The sequence below is a fragment of the Chryseobacterium sp. W4I1 genome (genome assembly GCF_030816115.1).
Classification (GTDB): domain Bacteria; phylum Bacteroidota; class Bacteroidia; order Flavobacteriales; family Weeksellaceae; genus Chryseobacterium.
In genome coordinates this window covers 645353-662064 of sequence record NZ_JAUSXQ010000001.1, presented here as the reverse complement: position 1 = coordinate 662064, position 16712 = coordinate 645353, and the positions used below count along the sequence as shown (strand labels likewise).

General features: G+C 37.6%; 14 protein-coding genes. 7 read left to right on the top strand and 7 right to left on the bottom strand.

What is annotated here, in order from left to right; all coding sequences use genetic code 11:
• Positions 1-30: 30 nt before the first annotated feature.
• Positions 31-1095, bottom strand: a complete 1065-nt coding sequence (locus QF044_RS03160; protein WP_307263548.1) for a prolyl-tRNA synthetase — start codon at positions 1093-1095, stop codon at positions 31-33.
• Between the two features lie 144 nt (positions 1096-1239).
• On the opposite strand from QF044_RS03160, the gene proS reads away from it, so the two are divergent.
• From proS to dnaJ, 5 genes are all read left to right on the top strand, one after another.
• Complete coding sequence (proS, locus tag QF044_RS03155; protein ID WP_307263546.1) at positions 1240-2715, top strand: proline--tRNA ligase; 1476 nt, start codon at positions 1240-1242, stop codon at positions 2713-2715.
• 117 nt (positions 2716-2832) lie between these two features.
• Positions 2833-4140: an OmpA family protein gene (locus tag QF044_RS03150; protein WP_307263544.1), complete on the top strand. Its 1308-nt coding sequence runs from the start codon at positions 2833-2835 to the stop codon at positions 4138-4140.
• Positions 4141-4251: 111 nt separating this feature from the next.
• Complete coding sequence (locus QF044_RS03145; protein ID WP_307263542.1) at positions 4252-5583, top strand: Nramp family divalent metal transporter; 1332 nt, start codon at positions 4252-4254, stop codon at positions 5581-5583.
• 459 nt (positions 5584-6042) lie between these two features.
• The gene (locus tag QF044_RS03140; RefSeq protein ID WP_373462585.1) at positions 6043-6579 is read left to right on the top strand and encodes a nucleotide exchange factor GrpE; all 537 of its coding nucleotides are present in this window, start codon (positions 6043-6045) and stop codon (positions 6577-6579) included.
• 79 nt (positions 6580-6658) lie between these two features.
• On the top strand, positions 6659-7780 hold the full coding sequence (gene dnaJ / locus QF044_RS03135) for a molecular chaperone DnaJ (RefSeq protein WP_307263539.1): 1122 nt from the start codon (positions 6659-6661) through the stop codon (positions 7778-7780).
• A 106-nt stretch (positions 7781-7886) separates the two neighbouring features.
• On the opposite strand, the gene QF044_RS03130 is transcribed toward dnaJ, so the two are convergent.
• On the bottom strand, positions 7887-8786 hold the full coding sequence (locus tag QF044_RS03130; protein ID WP_307263537.1) for a DUF808 domain-containing protein: 900 nt from the start codon (positions 8784-8786) through the stop codon (positions 7887-7889).
• 161 nt (positions 8787-8947) lie between these two features.
• Here QF044_RS03130 and QF044_RS03125 point away from each other — a divergent pair, with 161 nt between their 5' ends.
• Together QF044_RS03125 and QF044_RS03120 are read left to right on the top strand one after the other, a co-directional pair.
• Positions 8948-10339 (top strand): serine hydrolase, encoded by a 1392-nt coding sequence (locus tag QF044_RS03125; RefSeq protein ID WP_307263535.1) that lies wholly within the window; start codon positions 8948-8950, stop codon positions 10337-10339.
• Between the two features lie 147 nt (positions 10340-10486).
• Positions 10487-11356, top strand: coding sequence for an alpha/beta hydrolase (locus QF044_RS03120; RefSeq protein WP_307263533.1), 870 nt, complete (start codon positions 10487-10489; stop codon positions 11354-11356).
• A 41-nt stretch (positions 11357-11397) separates the two neighbouring features.
• Here QF044_RS03120 and QF044_RS03115 read toward each other — a convergent pair whose 3' ends face one another.
• The 5 genes from QF044_RS03115 to QF044_RS03095 all read right to left on the bottom strand — a co-directional run bounded on the left by QF044_RS03115 (position 11398) and on the right by QF044_RS03095 (position 16595).
• Positions 11398-12093: a DedA family protein gene (locus tag QF044_RS03115; RefSeq protein WP_307263530.1), complete on the bottom strand. Its 696-nt coding sequence runs from the start codon at positions 12091-12093 to the stop codon at positions 11398-11400.
• A gap of 87 nt (positions 12094-12180) precedes the next feature.
• Entirely contained in the window at positions 12181-13293 is a 1113-nt protein-coding gene (prfB, locus tag QF044_RS03110; protein ID WP_307263527.1) for a peptide chain release factor 2, read from the bottom strand.
• Positions 13294-13407: 114 nt separating this feature from the next.
• Positions 13408-13890: a hypothetical protein gene (locus QF044_RS03105; RefSeq protein ID WP_307263524.1), complete on the bottom strand. Its 483-nt coding sequence runs from the start codon at positions 13888-13890 to the stop codon at positions 13408-13410.
• Positions 13891-13905: 15 nt separating this feature from the next.
• Positions 13906-15012 carry an FAD-binding oxidoreductase gene (locus tag QF044_RS03100; RefSeq protein WP_307263523.1) on the bottom strand — a complete coding sequence of 369 codons (1107 nt, stop codon included), beginning with the start codon at positions 15010-15012 and terminating at the stop codon, positions 13906-13908.
• Between the two features lie 221 nt (positions 15013-15233).
• On the bottom strand, positions 15234-16595 hold the full coding sequence (locus QF044_RS03095; protein WP_307263520.1) for an AAA family ATPase: 1362 nt from the start codon (positions 16593-16595) through the stop codon (positions 15234-15236).
• Positions 16596-16712 lie beyond the last annotated feature (117 nt).

Sequence of the window (16712 nt, the reverse complement as noted above, 5' to 3'; positions counted from 1 at the left end):
TATTTTTTTTAATAGTTATTAAGTTTGAAATTATCTGCCGCCTCTGAAGCCGCCACCTCCGCCGCCGGATCTCATACCGCCACCGGAAGAACCACCGCTTCTGAAACCGCCGGAAGAACTTCCGCCTGATCTGAAGCCGCCACCATCATTGGATCGGAAACCACCATTATTATAATTAGGTTGAGTGTTATAATTTTGTCTCGGTTGAGAACCTGAATTACGGAATCCACCTGATTGTTGCTGATTTCTATAGCCTCCGTTCGAATTCCCTTGTCGGAATCCTCCGTTGTTATATGAGCCATTGTTTCTGTAACTGCCATTGGAACCATTTCTGAAACCTCCGCTGGTGCTTCCGTTTCTGAAACCGCTATTGTTATTCTGGAAACCGTTTCCACTGTTTCTGAAACCGCCTCTGGACGTATTGGTTCTATACACAGCATTCGTTAAACCAGGATTACTGAAACCGCCGCCACCGCTTCTTCTGCTATAAATTGGTCTGTAACTGTTACCCCAGTAACCGCCACCGTAATATGGATAACCGTAGTATCCACCCCAGAATGGATCATAATATCCGCCCCAGTAAGGATTTCCCCAGCCCATAGAGCCTCCCCAGCCCCAGCCGAAAGATCCGCCCCAGCCCCAGGATAAGCCCATACCCCAGCCCCAACCGCGGTTCATACCCCAATAAGGGCTATAACCACCATACCATCCCCAAGGAGATCCCCAGGAATTGTCATAATAGTTGGTCTGAGCACCGGCAAATGCACCCCAGTCTGAATCTGTAGCATTGGTATTCCAGTTGTTATCACTCCAAGTATTGTATCTGTTATCTTGTTCTCTGGAATTAGCCTGCGCATTTTGAATCACATTAGAGTCCTGGTAATAATCGTAATTTTCACCTACTCTGTTTCCGCCATCATTGATGATCACTCCTTCTGGCAGCGTATCTTTATTAGGGTCATAGTATACCCCATCGGTCTCTGTATAACCGCCCATTTGAGCGCCACAGGACACAAGTAGTAATCCGCCTGATATTGCCAGAATCCCTTTGGATTTTAGCAGACCAAGCAAATTTTTATGTATATTTCTTTTCATGATAACGTAAAGATTTTTAATTTAAATTATATTTGCAACCTGTACCAAAAATGTACCAAAACACTGGTAAAAAAATCTATCAAAAATAGATTTTTATTTTTAGATTACAATAATGTACAAAAGTTAAAAAAATTTTAAAAAATAATGGCAAAATTAACCTCAAGAAGCGAAGATTACAGCAAATGGTATAATGAGTTGGTGGTAAAAGCTGACTTAGCTGAAAACTCTGGAGTGCGAGGATGCATGGTGATTAAACCATACGGCTATGCAATCTGGGAAAAAATGCGTGATGAAATGGATAAAAGATTCAAGGAAACAGGTCACGTTAATGCTTATTTTCCGCTTTTTGTGCCCAAAAGCCTATTTGAAGCCGAGGAAAAAAATGCAGAAGGTTTTGCTAAAGAATGTGCAGTAGTTACCCACTATAGACTAAAAACAGATCCGGACAATCCACACAAACTTATTGTAGATCCGGATGCAAAATTAGAAGAAGAACTTATCGTGCGTCCTACTTCTGAAGCCATTATCTGGAATACTTACAAAAACTGGATCCAGTCTTACAGAGACCTTCCTATATTAATCAACCAGTGGGCCAATGTTGTCCGTTGGGAAATGAGAACCCGTCTCTTCCTGAGAACGGCAGAATTTTTATGGCAGGAAGGCCACACAGCACATGCTACCAAAGACGAAGCAATAGAAGAAGCTGAAAAAATGAATGATGTCTATGCGGATTTTGCTGAGAAATTCATGGCGATGCCTGTTGTTAAAGGAATAAAGACTCCGTCTGAAAGATTTGCCGGAGCTGATGAAACTTATTGTATTGAAGCATTGATGCAGGACGGAAAAGCCCTTCAGGCAGGTACATCACACTTCCTTGGACAGAACTTCGCAAAAGCTTTCGATGTAAAGTTTACCAATAAAGAAGGTAAGATAGAACATGCCTGGGCAACATCATGGGGAACTTCCACACGTCTTATGGGCGCCCTGATCATGACCCATTCTGATGATTTCGGATTGGTACTTCCTCCAACTTTGGCACCCATTCAGGTGGTTATTGTTCCGATCTTTAAAGGAGATGAACAGTTGGCGCAGATCAGCGAAGTGGCACATGATATTCAGTCTAAATTGAAAGCCAAAGGAATTTCCGTAAAATTTGATGACGATACGCATAACAAACCGGGATGGAAATTTGCAGAATATGAATTAAAAGGTGTTCCTGTAAGAATAGCTTTAGGACCTAAAGACCTGGAAAATAAATCTGTAGAGATCGCAAGAAGAGATAACCTTACAAAAGAAGTTCGTTCCATTGAAGGTATTGATACTTATATCGAAGAATTACTGCAGACCATCCAGAAAGACCTTTATGAAAATGCTTTAAACTTCAGAAAGGATAATATTACACGAGCAGATAATTACGAAGAATTCAAGAAAGTGCTGGAAGAAAAAGGAGGCTTTATCTATGCACATTGGGATGGAACTGCTGAAGAAGAAGAGCAGATCAAGGATGAAACGAAAGCTACTATCAGATGTATACCTCTAGATGATGATACCGAAGAAGGTATTTCTCTCATCAGTGGAAAGCCTTCTAAAAGACGTGTATTATTCGCAAAAGCATATTAATTTTTTTTGATGATTTTCAAAAACTTAGCTGAAAATTAAATAAATATTCAAAAAAAAATAACATTGGACAGATTTTTGTTTAAATTTATGCAACATTAATCTAAAAAATAATTTATTATGTCTTTAAATGTCATTGATTTAATTAAAGGACAGCTAGGTCCCGCTTTGGTTTCACAAGCAGCTTCACAATTTGGAGAAAGTGAATCAGGTATTTCAAAAGCAATTGGAGGTATGCTTCCTGCAGTGTTAGGAGGATTAGCAAATAATTCTAATAATCCGGGAGTTTTGGATGCAATTACCAATGCCTCGTCGAGTGGTATTTTAGGAAATTTAATTGGAGGTACTTCTGGTAGCCCTGTAATTTCCAATCTGTTGACTTCTATCTTTGGAGACAAGATCAGCGGAATAGTAAATGCTATTGCTACTTATGCAGGAATTAGTAATAATTCTTCCAGTTCGCTGCTGAACTTAGTGACAGGAGCTACGGTAGGTACTATCGGAAAATATGCTGCTGATAATAATTTGGATAAATCTGGTATTTCAAACCTATTAGGAGAACAAAAGGGAATTATTTCTTCACTTCTGCCAGCAGGACTTTCTCTTGCTTCTCTGAATATCGGAGACTGGGCAAAAGGGTATAAGTTTGATAACGATAACGATACGATTAGACCAGCTGCCAGCGAAGAGCCTAAAATAGAAGTTACAAGAAGTACAACAGCTGCAGGAACCAATCCTGACAGAAATAATAATGATGGCGGAGGATCTATCTGGAAATGGTTGCTTCCGCTTTTACTTTTAATTGCTGCAGGTTATTTCTTGTGGAAACAGTGTGAAAAGAAACAAACCACTACCACTACAACAACAACTGATTCTACGGCATCTACAACGGATACAGCTGCAACTGTTACCACTACAGATACATCAGCTACGACAACTGCTCCGGCAGCTAAAACTGATGAAAACATTGATCTTAACGGTGTGATGCTGAAAGGTTATAAAGGAGGAATGGAAGATCAAATGATCACCTTCCTGAAATCTGGAGATTATAAAAATGCTGCAGACGATGCCGCATTAAAAGATAAATGGTATGATTTTGACCATGTGAATTTCAAAATGGGAAGTTCTACAGAATTGGAAGCAGGTTCTCAGGGGCAGCTTGATAATTTAGTAGCAATTTTAAAAGCATTCCCGGATGCAAAGATCAAAATCGGAGGTTATACTGATAAAACAGGTAACGAAGCAAACAATGTAAAACTATCTAAAGCAAGAGCTGAATTTATTAAGTCTGCTTTAGTTAAAGCTGGAGTTGGTGCTCAGGTTTTAGAAGCAGAAGGTTACGGAAGCAAATTTGCTAAAGTAGATGCTAAAGCTTCTGATGCTGAAAGAGCTGCAGACAGAAAAATGGCGGTAAGATTTGCAAAATAAATCTTAAATCGATAAAACAGAATCCCGGAAAGTAATTTTCCGGGATTTTTTTTGTTCTGAATTTTGTATTTATATTTATTTAATTAAATTTGTTAGTCATTTCTAACATTTATGAATCTTAAATTAAATAACGCCTGGCGTAAAGATAAAACTTCCCACTCCCTCTCGGAGGTATATTCCTCTATAAAAGTTCCACGAAATGCTCCGTTCTGGCGAAAGTATCTGGCTTTTGCAGGCCCGGGACTGATGATTGCTGTTGGATATATGGACCCTGGTAACTGGGCTACGGATATTGCAGGTGGTGCACAGTTCGGGTATACACTTCTATCGGTCATTCTTATTTCCAATATTTTCGCTATGGTTTTACAACATTTATCTGTAAAATTAGGTGTTGTCGCTGAAAGAGATCTGGCTCAGGCATGCCGGGATCATTTTAGTCCCACAACCAATTTTATCCTTTGGATATTCTGTGAAATAGCTATTGCCGCCTGTGATCTCGCCGAGGTGATAGGCTCAGCTATTGCCCTTAACCTTCTCTTTCACATTCCACTCACCTGGGGAATTGTGATCACTACAGTAGATGTTCTGGTCATTCTTTTACTTCAGGCTAAGGGTTTCAGATGGATAGAAAGTATTGTTGGTGGACTTATTTTTATCATTCTAGCCTGTTTTATATATGAAATTGTAATTTCACAACCGGCATTTAATGAAATTCTGGGTGGGCTGGTTCCTCAAAAAGAGATCATTCAAAATCCAGCGATGCTTTATATTGCTATCGGAATTTTGGGAGCTACCGTCATGCCACACAACTTATATCTTCACAGCAGCATCGTCCAGACAAGAGATTATGAACGTAACCGTGAAGGAAAAAAAGAAGCGATAAAATTTGCCACTTTAGACAGCACAGTTTCCCTGATGCTCGCGTTTTTCATCAATGCGGCAATCCTGATCCTGGCTGCTGCAACATTCCATACAACAGGAAATGAACATGTGGCAGATATTCATGATGCTTACAAAATGCTTACTCCGATTTTAGGGGCTTCTATGGCAAGTATTGCATTTGCAATTGCGCTGCTGGCATCAGGTCAGAATTCTACACTTACCGGAACCCTTGCGGGTCAAATCGTCATGGAAGGCTTTTTAAATATCAGATTAAAACCATGGCTCAGAAGACTGATCACCAGACTGATCGCTGTAATTCCAGCTTTAATTGTCGCCATTCTTTATGGTGAAAAAGGAACAACCGATCTGCTGGTTTTAAGTCAGGTCATCTTATCAATGCAGCTGAGTTTCGCCGTAGTGCCACTGGTAATGTTTACCAATGATAAAGCTAAAATGGGAGAATTTGTAAACAAACCTTTTCTAAAAATCTGCGTCTGGATTATCTCAGTTGTCATTATTGTTTTAAACCTATATCTGCTCTATCAAACGTTTACAGGATAGAGAATTGTGAATCGTTAGATCAATAATTCACAACTTACTTGCGAAGCAAAATTGACCATTCACAGAAATATTCAACCATGTGAATACTGAATTATCAATGGTGAATTGTTACAGCAACGAATAATTCACAGCTCACTTTGCGAAGCAAAATTGACCATTCACAGAAATATTCAACGAATGTGAATACTGAATTGTCAATGGTGAGTCGTTACAACAACCAATAATTCACAAACTCACTTGCGAAGCAAAATTGACCATTCACAAAAAAAATCCAACAATTTTGAATAGTGAAAGATTAATTACAAATCATACTACCTACAATAATCTGCTCACTTGCAAAGCAAAATTGGCAAATTCATCCTTCTTATTCACGATTAAGGCAGTCATATTCTGCCTTAATGTCCATATTTTATATTTGGCAGACTCTTTGTGAAACAATCTTTAAATAAATATTGGATTATGGAAAATAAGGATATTAACGAAGAAAGCATCAATAATCAGGAAGAAAACAAAATTCAGAACGAAGCGGCATCTGAAGACAATGTGACAGCTACACCTACTCCGGAGGAACTTTTGGCAGAGGAAAAAGACCGTTACATCAGATTGTATGCAGAGTTCGAAAACTATAAAAAAAGAACGGCAAAAGAGAAGATGGAATTCTTCCAGTATGCCAATCAGGATATGATGATTTCCATGCTTGGAATTCTGGATGATTTCGAGAGAGCTTTAAAAGAAATTGCTAAAAACGGGAATTCATCTGACCTTCAGGGTGTAGAACTCATTTATCAGAAATTTAAAAACAGACTTACCGAAAAAGGCTTAAAAGCGATGGAAGTAAATGCAGGAGACACCTTCAATGTAGACTTCCATGAGGCAATTACACAGATTCCTGCACCATCGGAAGATCTAAAAGGCAAAATCGTAGATGTTATTGAAACAGGATATACTTTAAGTGATAAGGTGATCCGTTTTGCAAAAGTAGTAACAGGAAACTAAAAATATTAATGATAAATGATGAGTGATCAATGATGGATATACATTGTTTATCACTCATCAACAATCAATTATAAGCATTATGTCAAAAAGAGATTATTACGAAGTTCTTGAGATCAGTAAATCTGCATCAGCTGAAGAGATAAAGAAATCATACCGAAAAATGGCGATCAAATTTCACCCGGATAAGAATCCCGGTGATAAAGAAGCTGAAGAAAAATTTAAAGAAGCGGCTGAGGCTTATGAAGTCCTTAGCGACGATCAGAAACGTGCCAGATACGATCAGTTCGGGCATTCCGGAATGAGCGGCAATGGTGGTTTCGGAGGCGGAGGCTTCGGAGGCGGTATGAATATGGAAGATATTTTCAGCCAGTTTGGAGATATTTTCGGAGGAGGAGGCTTCGGTGGTTTTGGCGGTGGCGGCGGAGGTCGTCAGCAGGTGAAGGGTTCCAATTTAAGGATCAGAATCAAACTGAATCTTGAAGAAATGGTGAACGGCACACAGAAAACCATCAAAGTCAAAAAAATGAAGATGGCAGAAGGTGCTACTTCAAAAGTATGCCCTACCTGTAACGGTTCCGGTGTTCAGCTTAAAGTGATGAACACGATGTTCGGACAGATGCAGACGCAGACTACCTGTGGTACCTGTCAGGGAATCGGTAAAGTAGCCGATAAAATTCCTGCAGGAGCCAATGCGCAGGGACTGATCAAAGATGAAGAGGAAATTTCAATTAATATTCCGGCGGGTGCAAGAGACGGTATTCAGCTTAATGTAAGAGGAAAAGGAAATGATGCTCCATTCGGTGGAATTCCGGGTGATTTATTGGTGATCATTGAAGAGGAAGTAGATAAAACGATCAAGAGAGAAGGCGATAACCTTCACCAGGAATTATATATCTCGTATGCGGAAGCTGCGTTGGGCGCTAAGAAAGAAGTACCTACTGTAGGTGGTAAAGTGAAAATTACTATTGATCCGGGGACACAGTCAGGAAAGATCCTGAGACTGGCAGGAAAAGGTCTTCCAAGCATTGACAGCTATGGTAAAGGCGATATGTTCATCCATATCAATGTATGGACACCACAGAAGCTAACAAAGGAGCAGAAAGATTTCTTTGAAAAGCAGATGTCCAGCGGAGAAATGATTGCAGAACCTTCCGGAAAAGAAAAAACTTTTTTTGATAAAGTAAAAGATTTATTCAATTAAATATTTAAAAGAGACTTTTTAGCAAGTCTCTTTTATTTTTTTGATTTTAAAACGACTCGGAGCGGCTTCTACGAAGCCGCTCCGAGTCGTTTATTATATATCAGTCCTATTTCTTCTTTACCAAAGAAACAACACTCTTTCCCATTGTAAAAAGCGCAACAGCAGCTAATCCTCCTGTAAGTCCGAGAATAATTTCTTTTAAAATAGTAAGAAACTTATCAGAAGACCAGGAAGGCAAAAAGTGGTGAAGAAATTCCACTCTGTGGGCAAAAATACCGCCGGCAACCATAATCAAAGCAACCGTACCAATAATCCCTAAAGCTTTAATAACAATAGGTAAGGCTTTCACCAATAAATGCCCAAGCTTTCCAAAGAAGCCTTTATCATTACTTTTTTTGATTAATTTGAATCCTGCATCATCCATCCTTACAATTAAAGCAACAATTCCGTAAACTCCCACTGTCGCTATAAATGCAACCAGGCTTGTCACCAAAATCTGTGTAATAAAAGGGTGACTTTCTTCTAAAACCGTTCCTAAAGCAATGATGACAATCTCAATAGATAAAATAAAATCCGTGGTAATGGCCGATTTTACCTTTGTTTTTTCTATTTCTTCATCACTTCTTTCATCTTCTACAATTTCTTCCACAACTTCATGGCCTTTTTTATCTCGATGAAAAAGAAATTCTATGATTTTTTCAACTCCTTCAAAAGCAAGGTACAAACCTCCCAGAATCAGCACATAATTAATTGCCGGAGCATAAAGCCAGTTTAGAAGGAATACAACAGGAAGAATAATCAACTTGTTAATAAAAGAACCTTTTGTAATTGCCCACAAAACCGGAATTTCCCTTGAAGAAAGAAAACCAGTGGCTTTCTCTGCATTCACAGCCAGGTCATCACCTAAGATACCGGCTGTTTTCTGTGTAGCTATTTTACTTGTAACGGCTACATCATCCATCAACGCTGCAATATCATCTAAAATTGCAAAAAAACCAGACGCCATATTGTTTTAATATTATTTTAATATATGTTAAGTTCAACAAAAATAATTATTAAAATCTATTTTTATTTGTTTCTGAATATTAATTTTAAATATTTTCTATGATGGATTGCTTATTTAACAAAAGTCTGCTTAATTTTAAATCGTTTTAAAACGATTATACCATGCGCCATAAACATACTGTTTTTTTCTTAGGATGTATCACTTTCTTCCTAAGTGCATTTCTTTCCCCATTAAAAGCTCAAAAAAAAGCTGACAATCCCGAAGAAAACATCGAACGAAAAAAGCAGGCTATAGATAGTGTCATACAATCTTATGCTGGTATCAACAAATTTAACGGAACTGCACTGATCCATTATCAGCATAAAACATTTTTCGAAAAATCCTACGGATGGCAGGATGCGGAAAAGAAGATTCTTAATCAGGATAAAAGTATTTACCAGATTGCTTCTTTAACCAAATCTTTTACTGCATTGGTCATTATAAAACTTAGCGAAGAAGGAAAACTTTCGGTGAAAGATCCGCTCTCTAAATTTATACCGGATTACCCCAGAGGAAATGAAATTACTGTTGAGAATCTGCTAAACCACACATCAGGAATTTATGAAGCGTTGCGAAACAAGGAGTATTTCCGCCTTATCCACACGGGAGAAAAGATTCCAAAAAGTAGGGAAACTTCATTTTTTAAAGATGAACCGTTGGATTTTGACCCGGGTACCCAGTTTTCCTACACCAATTCCGGATATATCCTGCTGGGAATAATCATTGAAAAAATAACAGGGTTGTCTTATGAAGAGGCTGTAACAAAATTTATTCTTGAACCTCTGGAAATGAATCACACCGGATTCGATTACCCTGCATTGAAAAGTCCTGACAAAACAGTTCCCTATTCTTATATATCAAAAACAAAACAGGTAAAAACCGAAATATGGAATCCGGATTTAACCGGCTCTGCGGGACAAATTTACAGTACTGCGGAAGACCTGTACAAATATTATACGGGTTTAAGGGATTATAAAATTGTATCCAAAGAAGCATTCAAAAAAGCGACAACACCTTACCTGAGTGGCTACGGCTACGGTTGGTTCATTGATGATCTGTATGGGAAAAAACTGATCAATCACGGAGGAAATATTGAAGGAGCAACAAGCTATTTTGCCATGCTTCCTGAAGAGGATATTTGCATTATCCTGCTCAATAATATCACGAGCAAAAAATTGGAAAAAGCCGGCAATACTATTCTGGCCGTCCTTTTAGACCAACCTTATGATCTTCCAAAGCCTAAAAAAGAGATAACCCTGGATCCTGTGATAGTCAAAAAATATGCGGGTAATTATGTACTTTCGAAAGATGAAACCATTCATATTATTGATAAAAACGGTCAGCTTTTTATTCAAAATAATACCGGTCCAAAAGTACGAATACTGGCTGAGAAAGAAGATGCTTTTTTCCTTCAGGATGGTGATACAGAAATTACTTTCGTCTTCAAAAAAGGTGAAAAGGATGTTGTGATGATTAAAAAAGGACTTTCCTCAAAAACGGCTGAAAAGCAGTAAAAAGTGGTGAAGGAAAATTTTTAGTAAGTTCATTCTGTTTCAAAATAACATTTCCTTTTCTGAAATAACCTTTGAATCTTTGATTGAAACGTTAAAAATCATCTTTTCTGAAGATTCTTTACGGTAATTTTTCTGTAAATTTAATTAATGAAAAAGCTCGTTCTCAGGTACCATTTTTTTGTTGTAGGCTGTCTCAGTTTCCTGCTACAGTCATGTAACACGAAATTCAGGGTTTGGGTAGGGACAGGCGGTCAGCAGAAAATTTATAATCTGAAATACGGTGAGCATAAAAGACAGAAGATGGATGTTTTCCTACCGTTGAACTATGCTGAAGATTCCCCTGTCATTCTTATTGTGCATGGAGGAGCCTGGACTCTTGGAAAAAAGGAGCACATGATCAAGATTCAGAAAATGCTTTTTGAACATAAGATCCCAAGTATCAATATGAATTACAGACTGGTTTCTAAAGGCAAAAAAATTACGTATAAACAACAACTCGAAGATATTGGTCTGGCTATAGAAAAATTCAATTCTCTTGCTGAAAAGGCAGAACTTCAGCCGAATAATTACATTTTATTGGGAGAAAGCGCCGGCGGGCATCTTGCCCTGCTCTACGGCTATAGGCATCCGGAACAGATCAAAAAGATCATTTCACTGAGCGGACCAACAGATTTTTACAGCCCTGAATATCTGAATTCATTTTACTCAAAATATTCTTCTCCTACTTTCCAGAAGGTGGTAGGAACAAAATTTGACCGTAAAAATATATCTGAAGCCTTCAAGAAAGCCAGCCCGATTGCCAATATATCCAACGTTCCTACACTCCTTTTTCAGGGAAATAACGACTTCTTAGTAAATCAACATCAGGGACTTTCTATGGATTCTGCCCTTACAAAGCAGAATGTTCCTCACAAACTGATCTTTATGGAAAGAACAGGCCATGTACCGAGGTTTTTCAGCAAAATAAAAAGAGACAGCATTATCTATCCCAACATTGTGGAATGGATAAAAAAATAACCCGCTGAAAAGCAGGTTATCTATTATATTTTATTGTATTTTTATTCAGAATCTTTGTTTTCGTATTTAGAAAAATCTTCTTTTTTACCAAAAACAAATTTAATGATCACCGGAAGTGTTGTTACCAAAACAATGACAATAATAATGTACTCCAGTTTTTCTTTTAAATTGATTCCAAACTGTTCCATAAACAATTTGTCAAGATAATGTCCTGCAAAAATCAAGATAAATGACCATAATACCGCACCGATAATATTATCTCTTAAGAACTCTTTTTTATCCATCTTCACAATTCCTGCAACAATGGGAGTAAAAGTTCTCACAACCGGTAAGAATCTTGCCATAATAATAGCTAGTGCCCCATGTTTTTCAAAGAAATCATGAGCTTGGTAAAGATACTTTTTCTTGAAAAGCATTGAGTCCGGTCTTTTATATAAAGCAGGGCCTGCTTTTCTTCCGAAATAATACCCAACTTCATTTCCTATGATAGCAGCTAGAGCTACTCCTGAAGCTAAAATAGTGGTATCTAAGAAATCGCTTCCTGTAGAACCAAACGTCTCTTTGATGATTTCAACGGCATAAATTCCTGACACAAACAGTAATGAATCTCCAGGCAGGAAAAATCCTACAAAAAGACCTGTTTCAGCAAAAACAATAAATAAAATAAGCCAGAACCCACCCATTTTTATATAAAACTCGGGGTTCAGTAAATCTCTCCAGCTATTGAAATCTTCCATATATAACGATTAACAACAAAAGTAAGCGTAAAATGTCTTAAACAAAAATTAATTATAAGTTTTTAACTAAAATACAGGCATGATATTTTACAAGTCCATATCATCGTCTGAAACTGCCGTACCATCGGCCATCAGGAAGGCTTTCAGGAATGGAGTAAGATTACCGTTCATCACAGAATCCACATCTGAAGTTTCATGACCGGAACGGACATCTTTTACCAGTTTGTAAGGATGCATTACGTAGTTTCTAATCTGGCTTCCCCACTCTATTTTCATTTTGTTGGCTTCGATCTCGGTTCTAGCCTTCAAACGTTCTTCAAGCTCCATTTCATATAGTCTTGAACGAAGAAGCTGCATGGCTTTTTCTTTATTCTGAAGCTGTGAACGGGACTCAGAGTTTTCAATGATGATTCCTGTTGGTGCGTGACGAAGACGTACGGCAGTTTCTACCTTGTTGACGTTCTGCCCTCCCGCCCCGGAAGACCTCATGGTTTCAAATGAAATATCCGCAGGATTGATGTTGATCTCAATCGTATCATCCACCAACGGATAGACATATACAGATACGAAACTTGTATGACGTTTTGCATTGCTGTCAAAAGGGGAAATCCTTACCAGTCTGTGGACGCCATTTTCACCCTTCAGATACCCGAAAGCATATTCACCATCAATTTCAAGGGTAACGGTTTTCACTCCGGCTACCTCTCCTTCCTGATAGTTGAGTTCACGCATTTTGTAACCTTGTTTCTCAGCCCACATTGTATACATTCTCATCAGCATGGCAGCCCAATCACAACTTTCTGTACCTCCTGCTCCCGCAGTGATCTGAAGAACAGCTGAAAGCTCGTCTCCTTCGTTGGAAAGCATATTTTTAAATTCCAGATCTTCGATCTTTTCTACAAGCTTAGGAAATGTTTCATCCAGCTCTTTTTCAGATTCCGGATCTTCTTTGGCAAATTCCAACAGCACCTGCAGATCTTCAAACTGGGTTCTGATCTCTTCATAATCCTCTACCCATCTCTTTTTGGAACGGAGTTGTTTCAGAAAGGTTTCTGCTTCTTTTGGAGCATCCCAAAATTCGGGAGCAGCTGTTTTTTCATCATCATTCGCTATTTCGATCTTCTTTTTTTCGATCTGAAGATATTTGTGTAGGTCTTCAATTCTGGATTGAACTTCTTTTATATGGTCGTTGTTGATCACGAAATTTTTATTTTAAGCAAAAATACGGAATTCTTTTGTGAGTTGGAATGCGGATTGGGGTTTCGGTATTCGAGTTTGCAGGTTTGCAGAGATGATAAAATGATTAATATGTATTTATTCAAATATTATTTCTGCTTCAAAGCTCTTCCTCAGGAATTCTTTTGATTTTTTACTTTCAATTTTGAAACCAAACATTGTTAAAGTATACACAAATAAGAGCATAGCCATAGGAGCAAAAAAAAGTAGAGATATTTTTTCCTGCGCTATACATATGCCTATTAAAAAGAATAAAACGAACCCACACCACATTATTAAAAAAAGAAATACAAACACTTGTAATCTCATAGTAACTTCAATTTGAGTTCCGTAGTTATTTTTTTGAATTATCCCTTTTATTTGGGGAAGAAAAGAATTTCTGTTATTTATAATTCTATTGATTTCAAAACTGTTATTATTTATAAATCCCTCATACTCTTTTACTGATGTTTTACCAAAACGGAATTTTTTGGGTTCAACAAAACCTGAAAGCTTTGTCATTATTTCCTCTTCAGACAAATTGGTTCTATAAACAATACGTTCATAAGGTAAATATTTCATTTGTATACAATGTATTTAAATCAGCTCAGCCACCATCTCTCCAATCTTCGGAGCCAGTGCCACTCCCATTCCTGAAAGTCTTACGGCACAGAATTGTCTTTCTGAAAGCTGTTTCACAATCGGCGTTTTTTCGGAACCCATTGCCATAATTCCTGACCATCGAAGTTCGATTTTAAATTTCTGATCCGGCAGAATCACTTCTTTTAAAAAGTTTTCTAAATGATTTTGTAAAAATGCTGTGGTTTCAAAATCTGTTGTTTCTTCATTTTTAAAATCCTGATTTCTTCCGCCACCAAACAAGACTCTGTTTCCGAGATTTCGGAAATAGTAAAAACCCTCATCATAATGAAAGGTTCCTTTAAGCTTTAAATCTTTAATAGGCTCTGTCAGGAGGATCTGTCCACGGGCAGGAATAATTTCCTCTTTTTCAAGGAATTTTGAACTGAAAGCATTGGTACAGTAAATTATTTGTTCGGCCTTCACAGAAAGTGATTCCGAAAGACAAACCTCTACTCCATCCGTTTTCTCATTGATATTATTCACTTCAGTTCCGAAGAGAAATTCTACTTTCAATTCACTACATTTCTCAAGGAGCTTCTGTACTAGCTTTCCGGAATGCAGGCTTCCTTCGCAGGGATTTTCAACCAAAAATTCAGATTTTCCCAGCCCGAACTCTTTAATCTTCGCCTGATTCAGAAAATAAGTTTTATCAAGATCAGTTATCGTTTTCAACTTTTCATTAACAGCATCTAAATGTTTTAAAGGTTCATCATTATTCAGAATTTCATATCCTCCGTTCAGTTCAAAATCTATCTCATGAGTATTAAAATAACTTTTGATTTTCTGGAGCCCTTCAAACCTCATCTTAACCAGTTCCAAGGTCTTTCCCCAGCCCATTTTCTGGGAATCAGCTATCACCTCGGTAAGGCTTCCAAAACAGGCAAATCCGGCATTTCGGGTTGAAGCTCCCAACGGAATTGTATTTCTTTCAATTATTAAAACAGATTTTTCGGGATATTTTTCTTTAATAGATATAGCCGTCCAGAAACCGGAAAACCCGGCACCAATAATGATGATATCTCTTTTTCTGTAAAAGGTTTCAATTTCCCAGATGCTGTTCATTTTTGTAAAATGTATTAATGTCGAGATCAATTTCTAGAGGCAGAAGTCAAGAACCAAGAACCAAGAACCGAGAATCAAGAACCAAGAACCAAGAACCAAGATGCTAGATTTCAGACATCAGATCTTAGATGATGTGATTAATTATAACTTCTTTTTTAGTCTAATATTTACTCATACTCTCCCACATTCAAACTCTAAAGCTCTCTAACACCAAACCCAACTTATCCCTGTGCGTCGTCCTTTTTTTCCCCATTGTGATGAAAACCAATGGCTGTTCTCGGTTCTTCAACCACTTTGTAAGTTTCAAGTTCTTTTTTCAGAGCCTGGATTCTGAATTTAAAATCATCGAAATTATTGATAATTGCATCGGCCAAAAACCGGGCAACCTGGTCAAGGTATTCTTCAGTAAGTTTTCCTGCGGCATCTCTCAGGGCAGCATTTAACAAATTCTGATCAATCTTAAGATTTTCATTTTTGGTTTTTTGATATTGATTTTTAAGTCGTTTTTTAAGGCTCTGTGTAAAATCAATCAGCATGGTATTGCTGAAAGCTTTCATTTTGGATGAAATCTCATGCCAGAACGGAACTTTGTCTGCCTTATTCTTTTTAAGAATCTTATAGAGAAGCGAATCTTCTTCAAGCTCCCTGGTCATTGCATAAAGAATGATTTCCGAACGTTCCGTTGCATTGGGTGGAAATATGGGAATCATCACATCAAATCTCCCGGGAGCAAGAATTTCTTCATCGATCTCGGATACGGAATTGGCAGATCCCACCATCAGCAGTTCTTCTTTTTCAAATTTACTTATGTAATGAAGAATTAATTCCTGGGTTTCAAGATTACAGGAAGCAAGATTAGTTTCTGCCTTTCTTTCCATCATGATCTCGTCGAAATCATCCAGGAAAAGCAATACTTTTTCTTCTTTCATCATGGTGAGCAGAAAATCATTGAAATTGGTCTGGTTTCCATCAATAAAAGATGTTCCGAGATAATGTTTTTTAACTTCCTTGAACTTATACCCAATAATTTCAGCAATTTTGGTTGCCCAGAATATTTTTCCACTTCCCGGAGGTCCGTACAGAACAATTCCTGCAGGCTTATGAATTCCCCAATCCTTGATCTGCTGAGGGTTGAGGAAAGGTTCTAAAACAGCTGAAATATAAAAAAACAAATCTCTGTATCCAATAAAATCCCTGTGCTGCAGGCTTGTTTTATGCCCGAAATAGTCATAAACGAACTGGTAGTTACCACCCAGCTTATTATCAATCCCATAACTTGAGATGGACGAGCGGAAAAAACCGTTGTCAAAAATGTTGGGATTGGTCTCTTTAATGGCTTCCTCAACTTTTTCCTTGGGTTGATTGATCACTTCAGCGATCTGCTCCAGTGTTTTATTTTTATCAAGATCTTTTTCGTATAGTTTTAAAAAGTCCAGGTTTTCACGGGCAAACTTTTCGAAATCTTTTTTTACTTCAAAGTTGGTACTGATGCATACGCCCAACTCGAGATCAAAATCCTGAATAAACTGTTTAATGGCTTCTGCAGAAACATTAAGCTCTTTGGCTAAATCAATTAACTTCATAAATTACCTATTAATTCTATCAAATTTAATATTTTAATCTTAAAAATCTATTGAAATCTTCTAAAATAAAACATGTGTTCAACTTATGTTTGATAAGAACAGGACAAAGAACATGGT

What these genes read in the sequence shown, in the direction of transcription:
- QF044_RS03160 (WP_307263548.1), bottom strand. Translation starts at nt 1,095, where the DNA reads ATGAAAAGAAATATACATAAAAATTTGCTTGGTCTGCTAAAATCCAAA.
- proS (WP_307263546.1), top strand. Translation starts at nt 1,240, where the DNA reads ATGGCAAAATTAACCTCAAGAAGCGAAGATTACAGCAAATGGTATAAT.
- QF044_RS03150 (WP_307263544.1), top strand. Translation starts at nt 2,833, where the DNA reads ATGTCTTTAAATGTCATTGATTTAATTAAAGGACAGCTAGGTCCCGCT.
- QF044_RS03145 (WP_307263542.1), top strand. Translation starts at nt 4,252, where the DNA reads ATGAATCTTAAATTAAATAACGCCTGGCGTAAAGATAAAACTTCCCAC.
- QF044_RS03140 (WP_373462585.1), top strand. Translation starts at nt 6,043, where the DNA reads ATGGAAAATAAGGATATTAACGAAGAAAGCATCAATAATCAGGAAGAA.
- dnaJ (WP_307263539.1), top strand. Translation starts at nt 6,659, where the DNA reads ATGTCAAAAAGAGATTATTACGAAGTTCTTGAGATCAGTAAATCTGCA.
- QF044_RS03130 (WP_307263537.1), bottom strand. Translation starts at nt 8,786, where the DNA reads ATGGCGTCTGGTTTTTTTGCAATTTTAGATGATATTGCAGCGTTGATG.
- QF044_RS03125 (WP_307263535.1), top strand. Translation starts at nt 8,948, where the DNA reads ATGCGCCATAAACATACTGTTTTTTTCTTAGGATGTATCACTTTCTTC.
- QF044_RS03120 (WP_307263533.1), top strand. Translation starts at nt 10,487, where the DNA reads ATGAAAAAGCTCGTTCTCAGGTACCATTTTTTTGTTGTAGGCTGTCTC.
- QF044_RS03115 (WP_307263530.1), bottom strand. Translation starts at nt 12,093, where the DNA reads ATGGAAGATTTCAATAGCTGGAGAGATTTACTGAACCCCGAGTTTTAT.
- QF044_RS03105 (WP_307263524.1), bottom strand. Translation starts at nt 13,890, where the DNA reads ATGAAATATTTACCTTATGAACGTATTGTTTATAGAACCAATTTGTCT.
- QF044_RS03100 (WP_307263523.1), bottom strand. Translation starts at nt 15,012, where the DNA reads ATGAACAGCATCTGGGAAATTGAAACCTTTTACAGAAAAAGAGATATC.
- QF044_RS03095 (WP_307263520.1), bottom strand. Translation starts at nt 16,595, where the DNA reads ATGAAGTTAATTGATTTAGCCAAAGAGCTTAATGTTTCTGCAGAAGCC.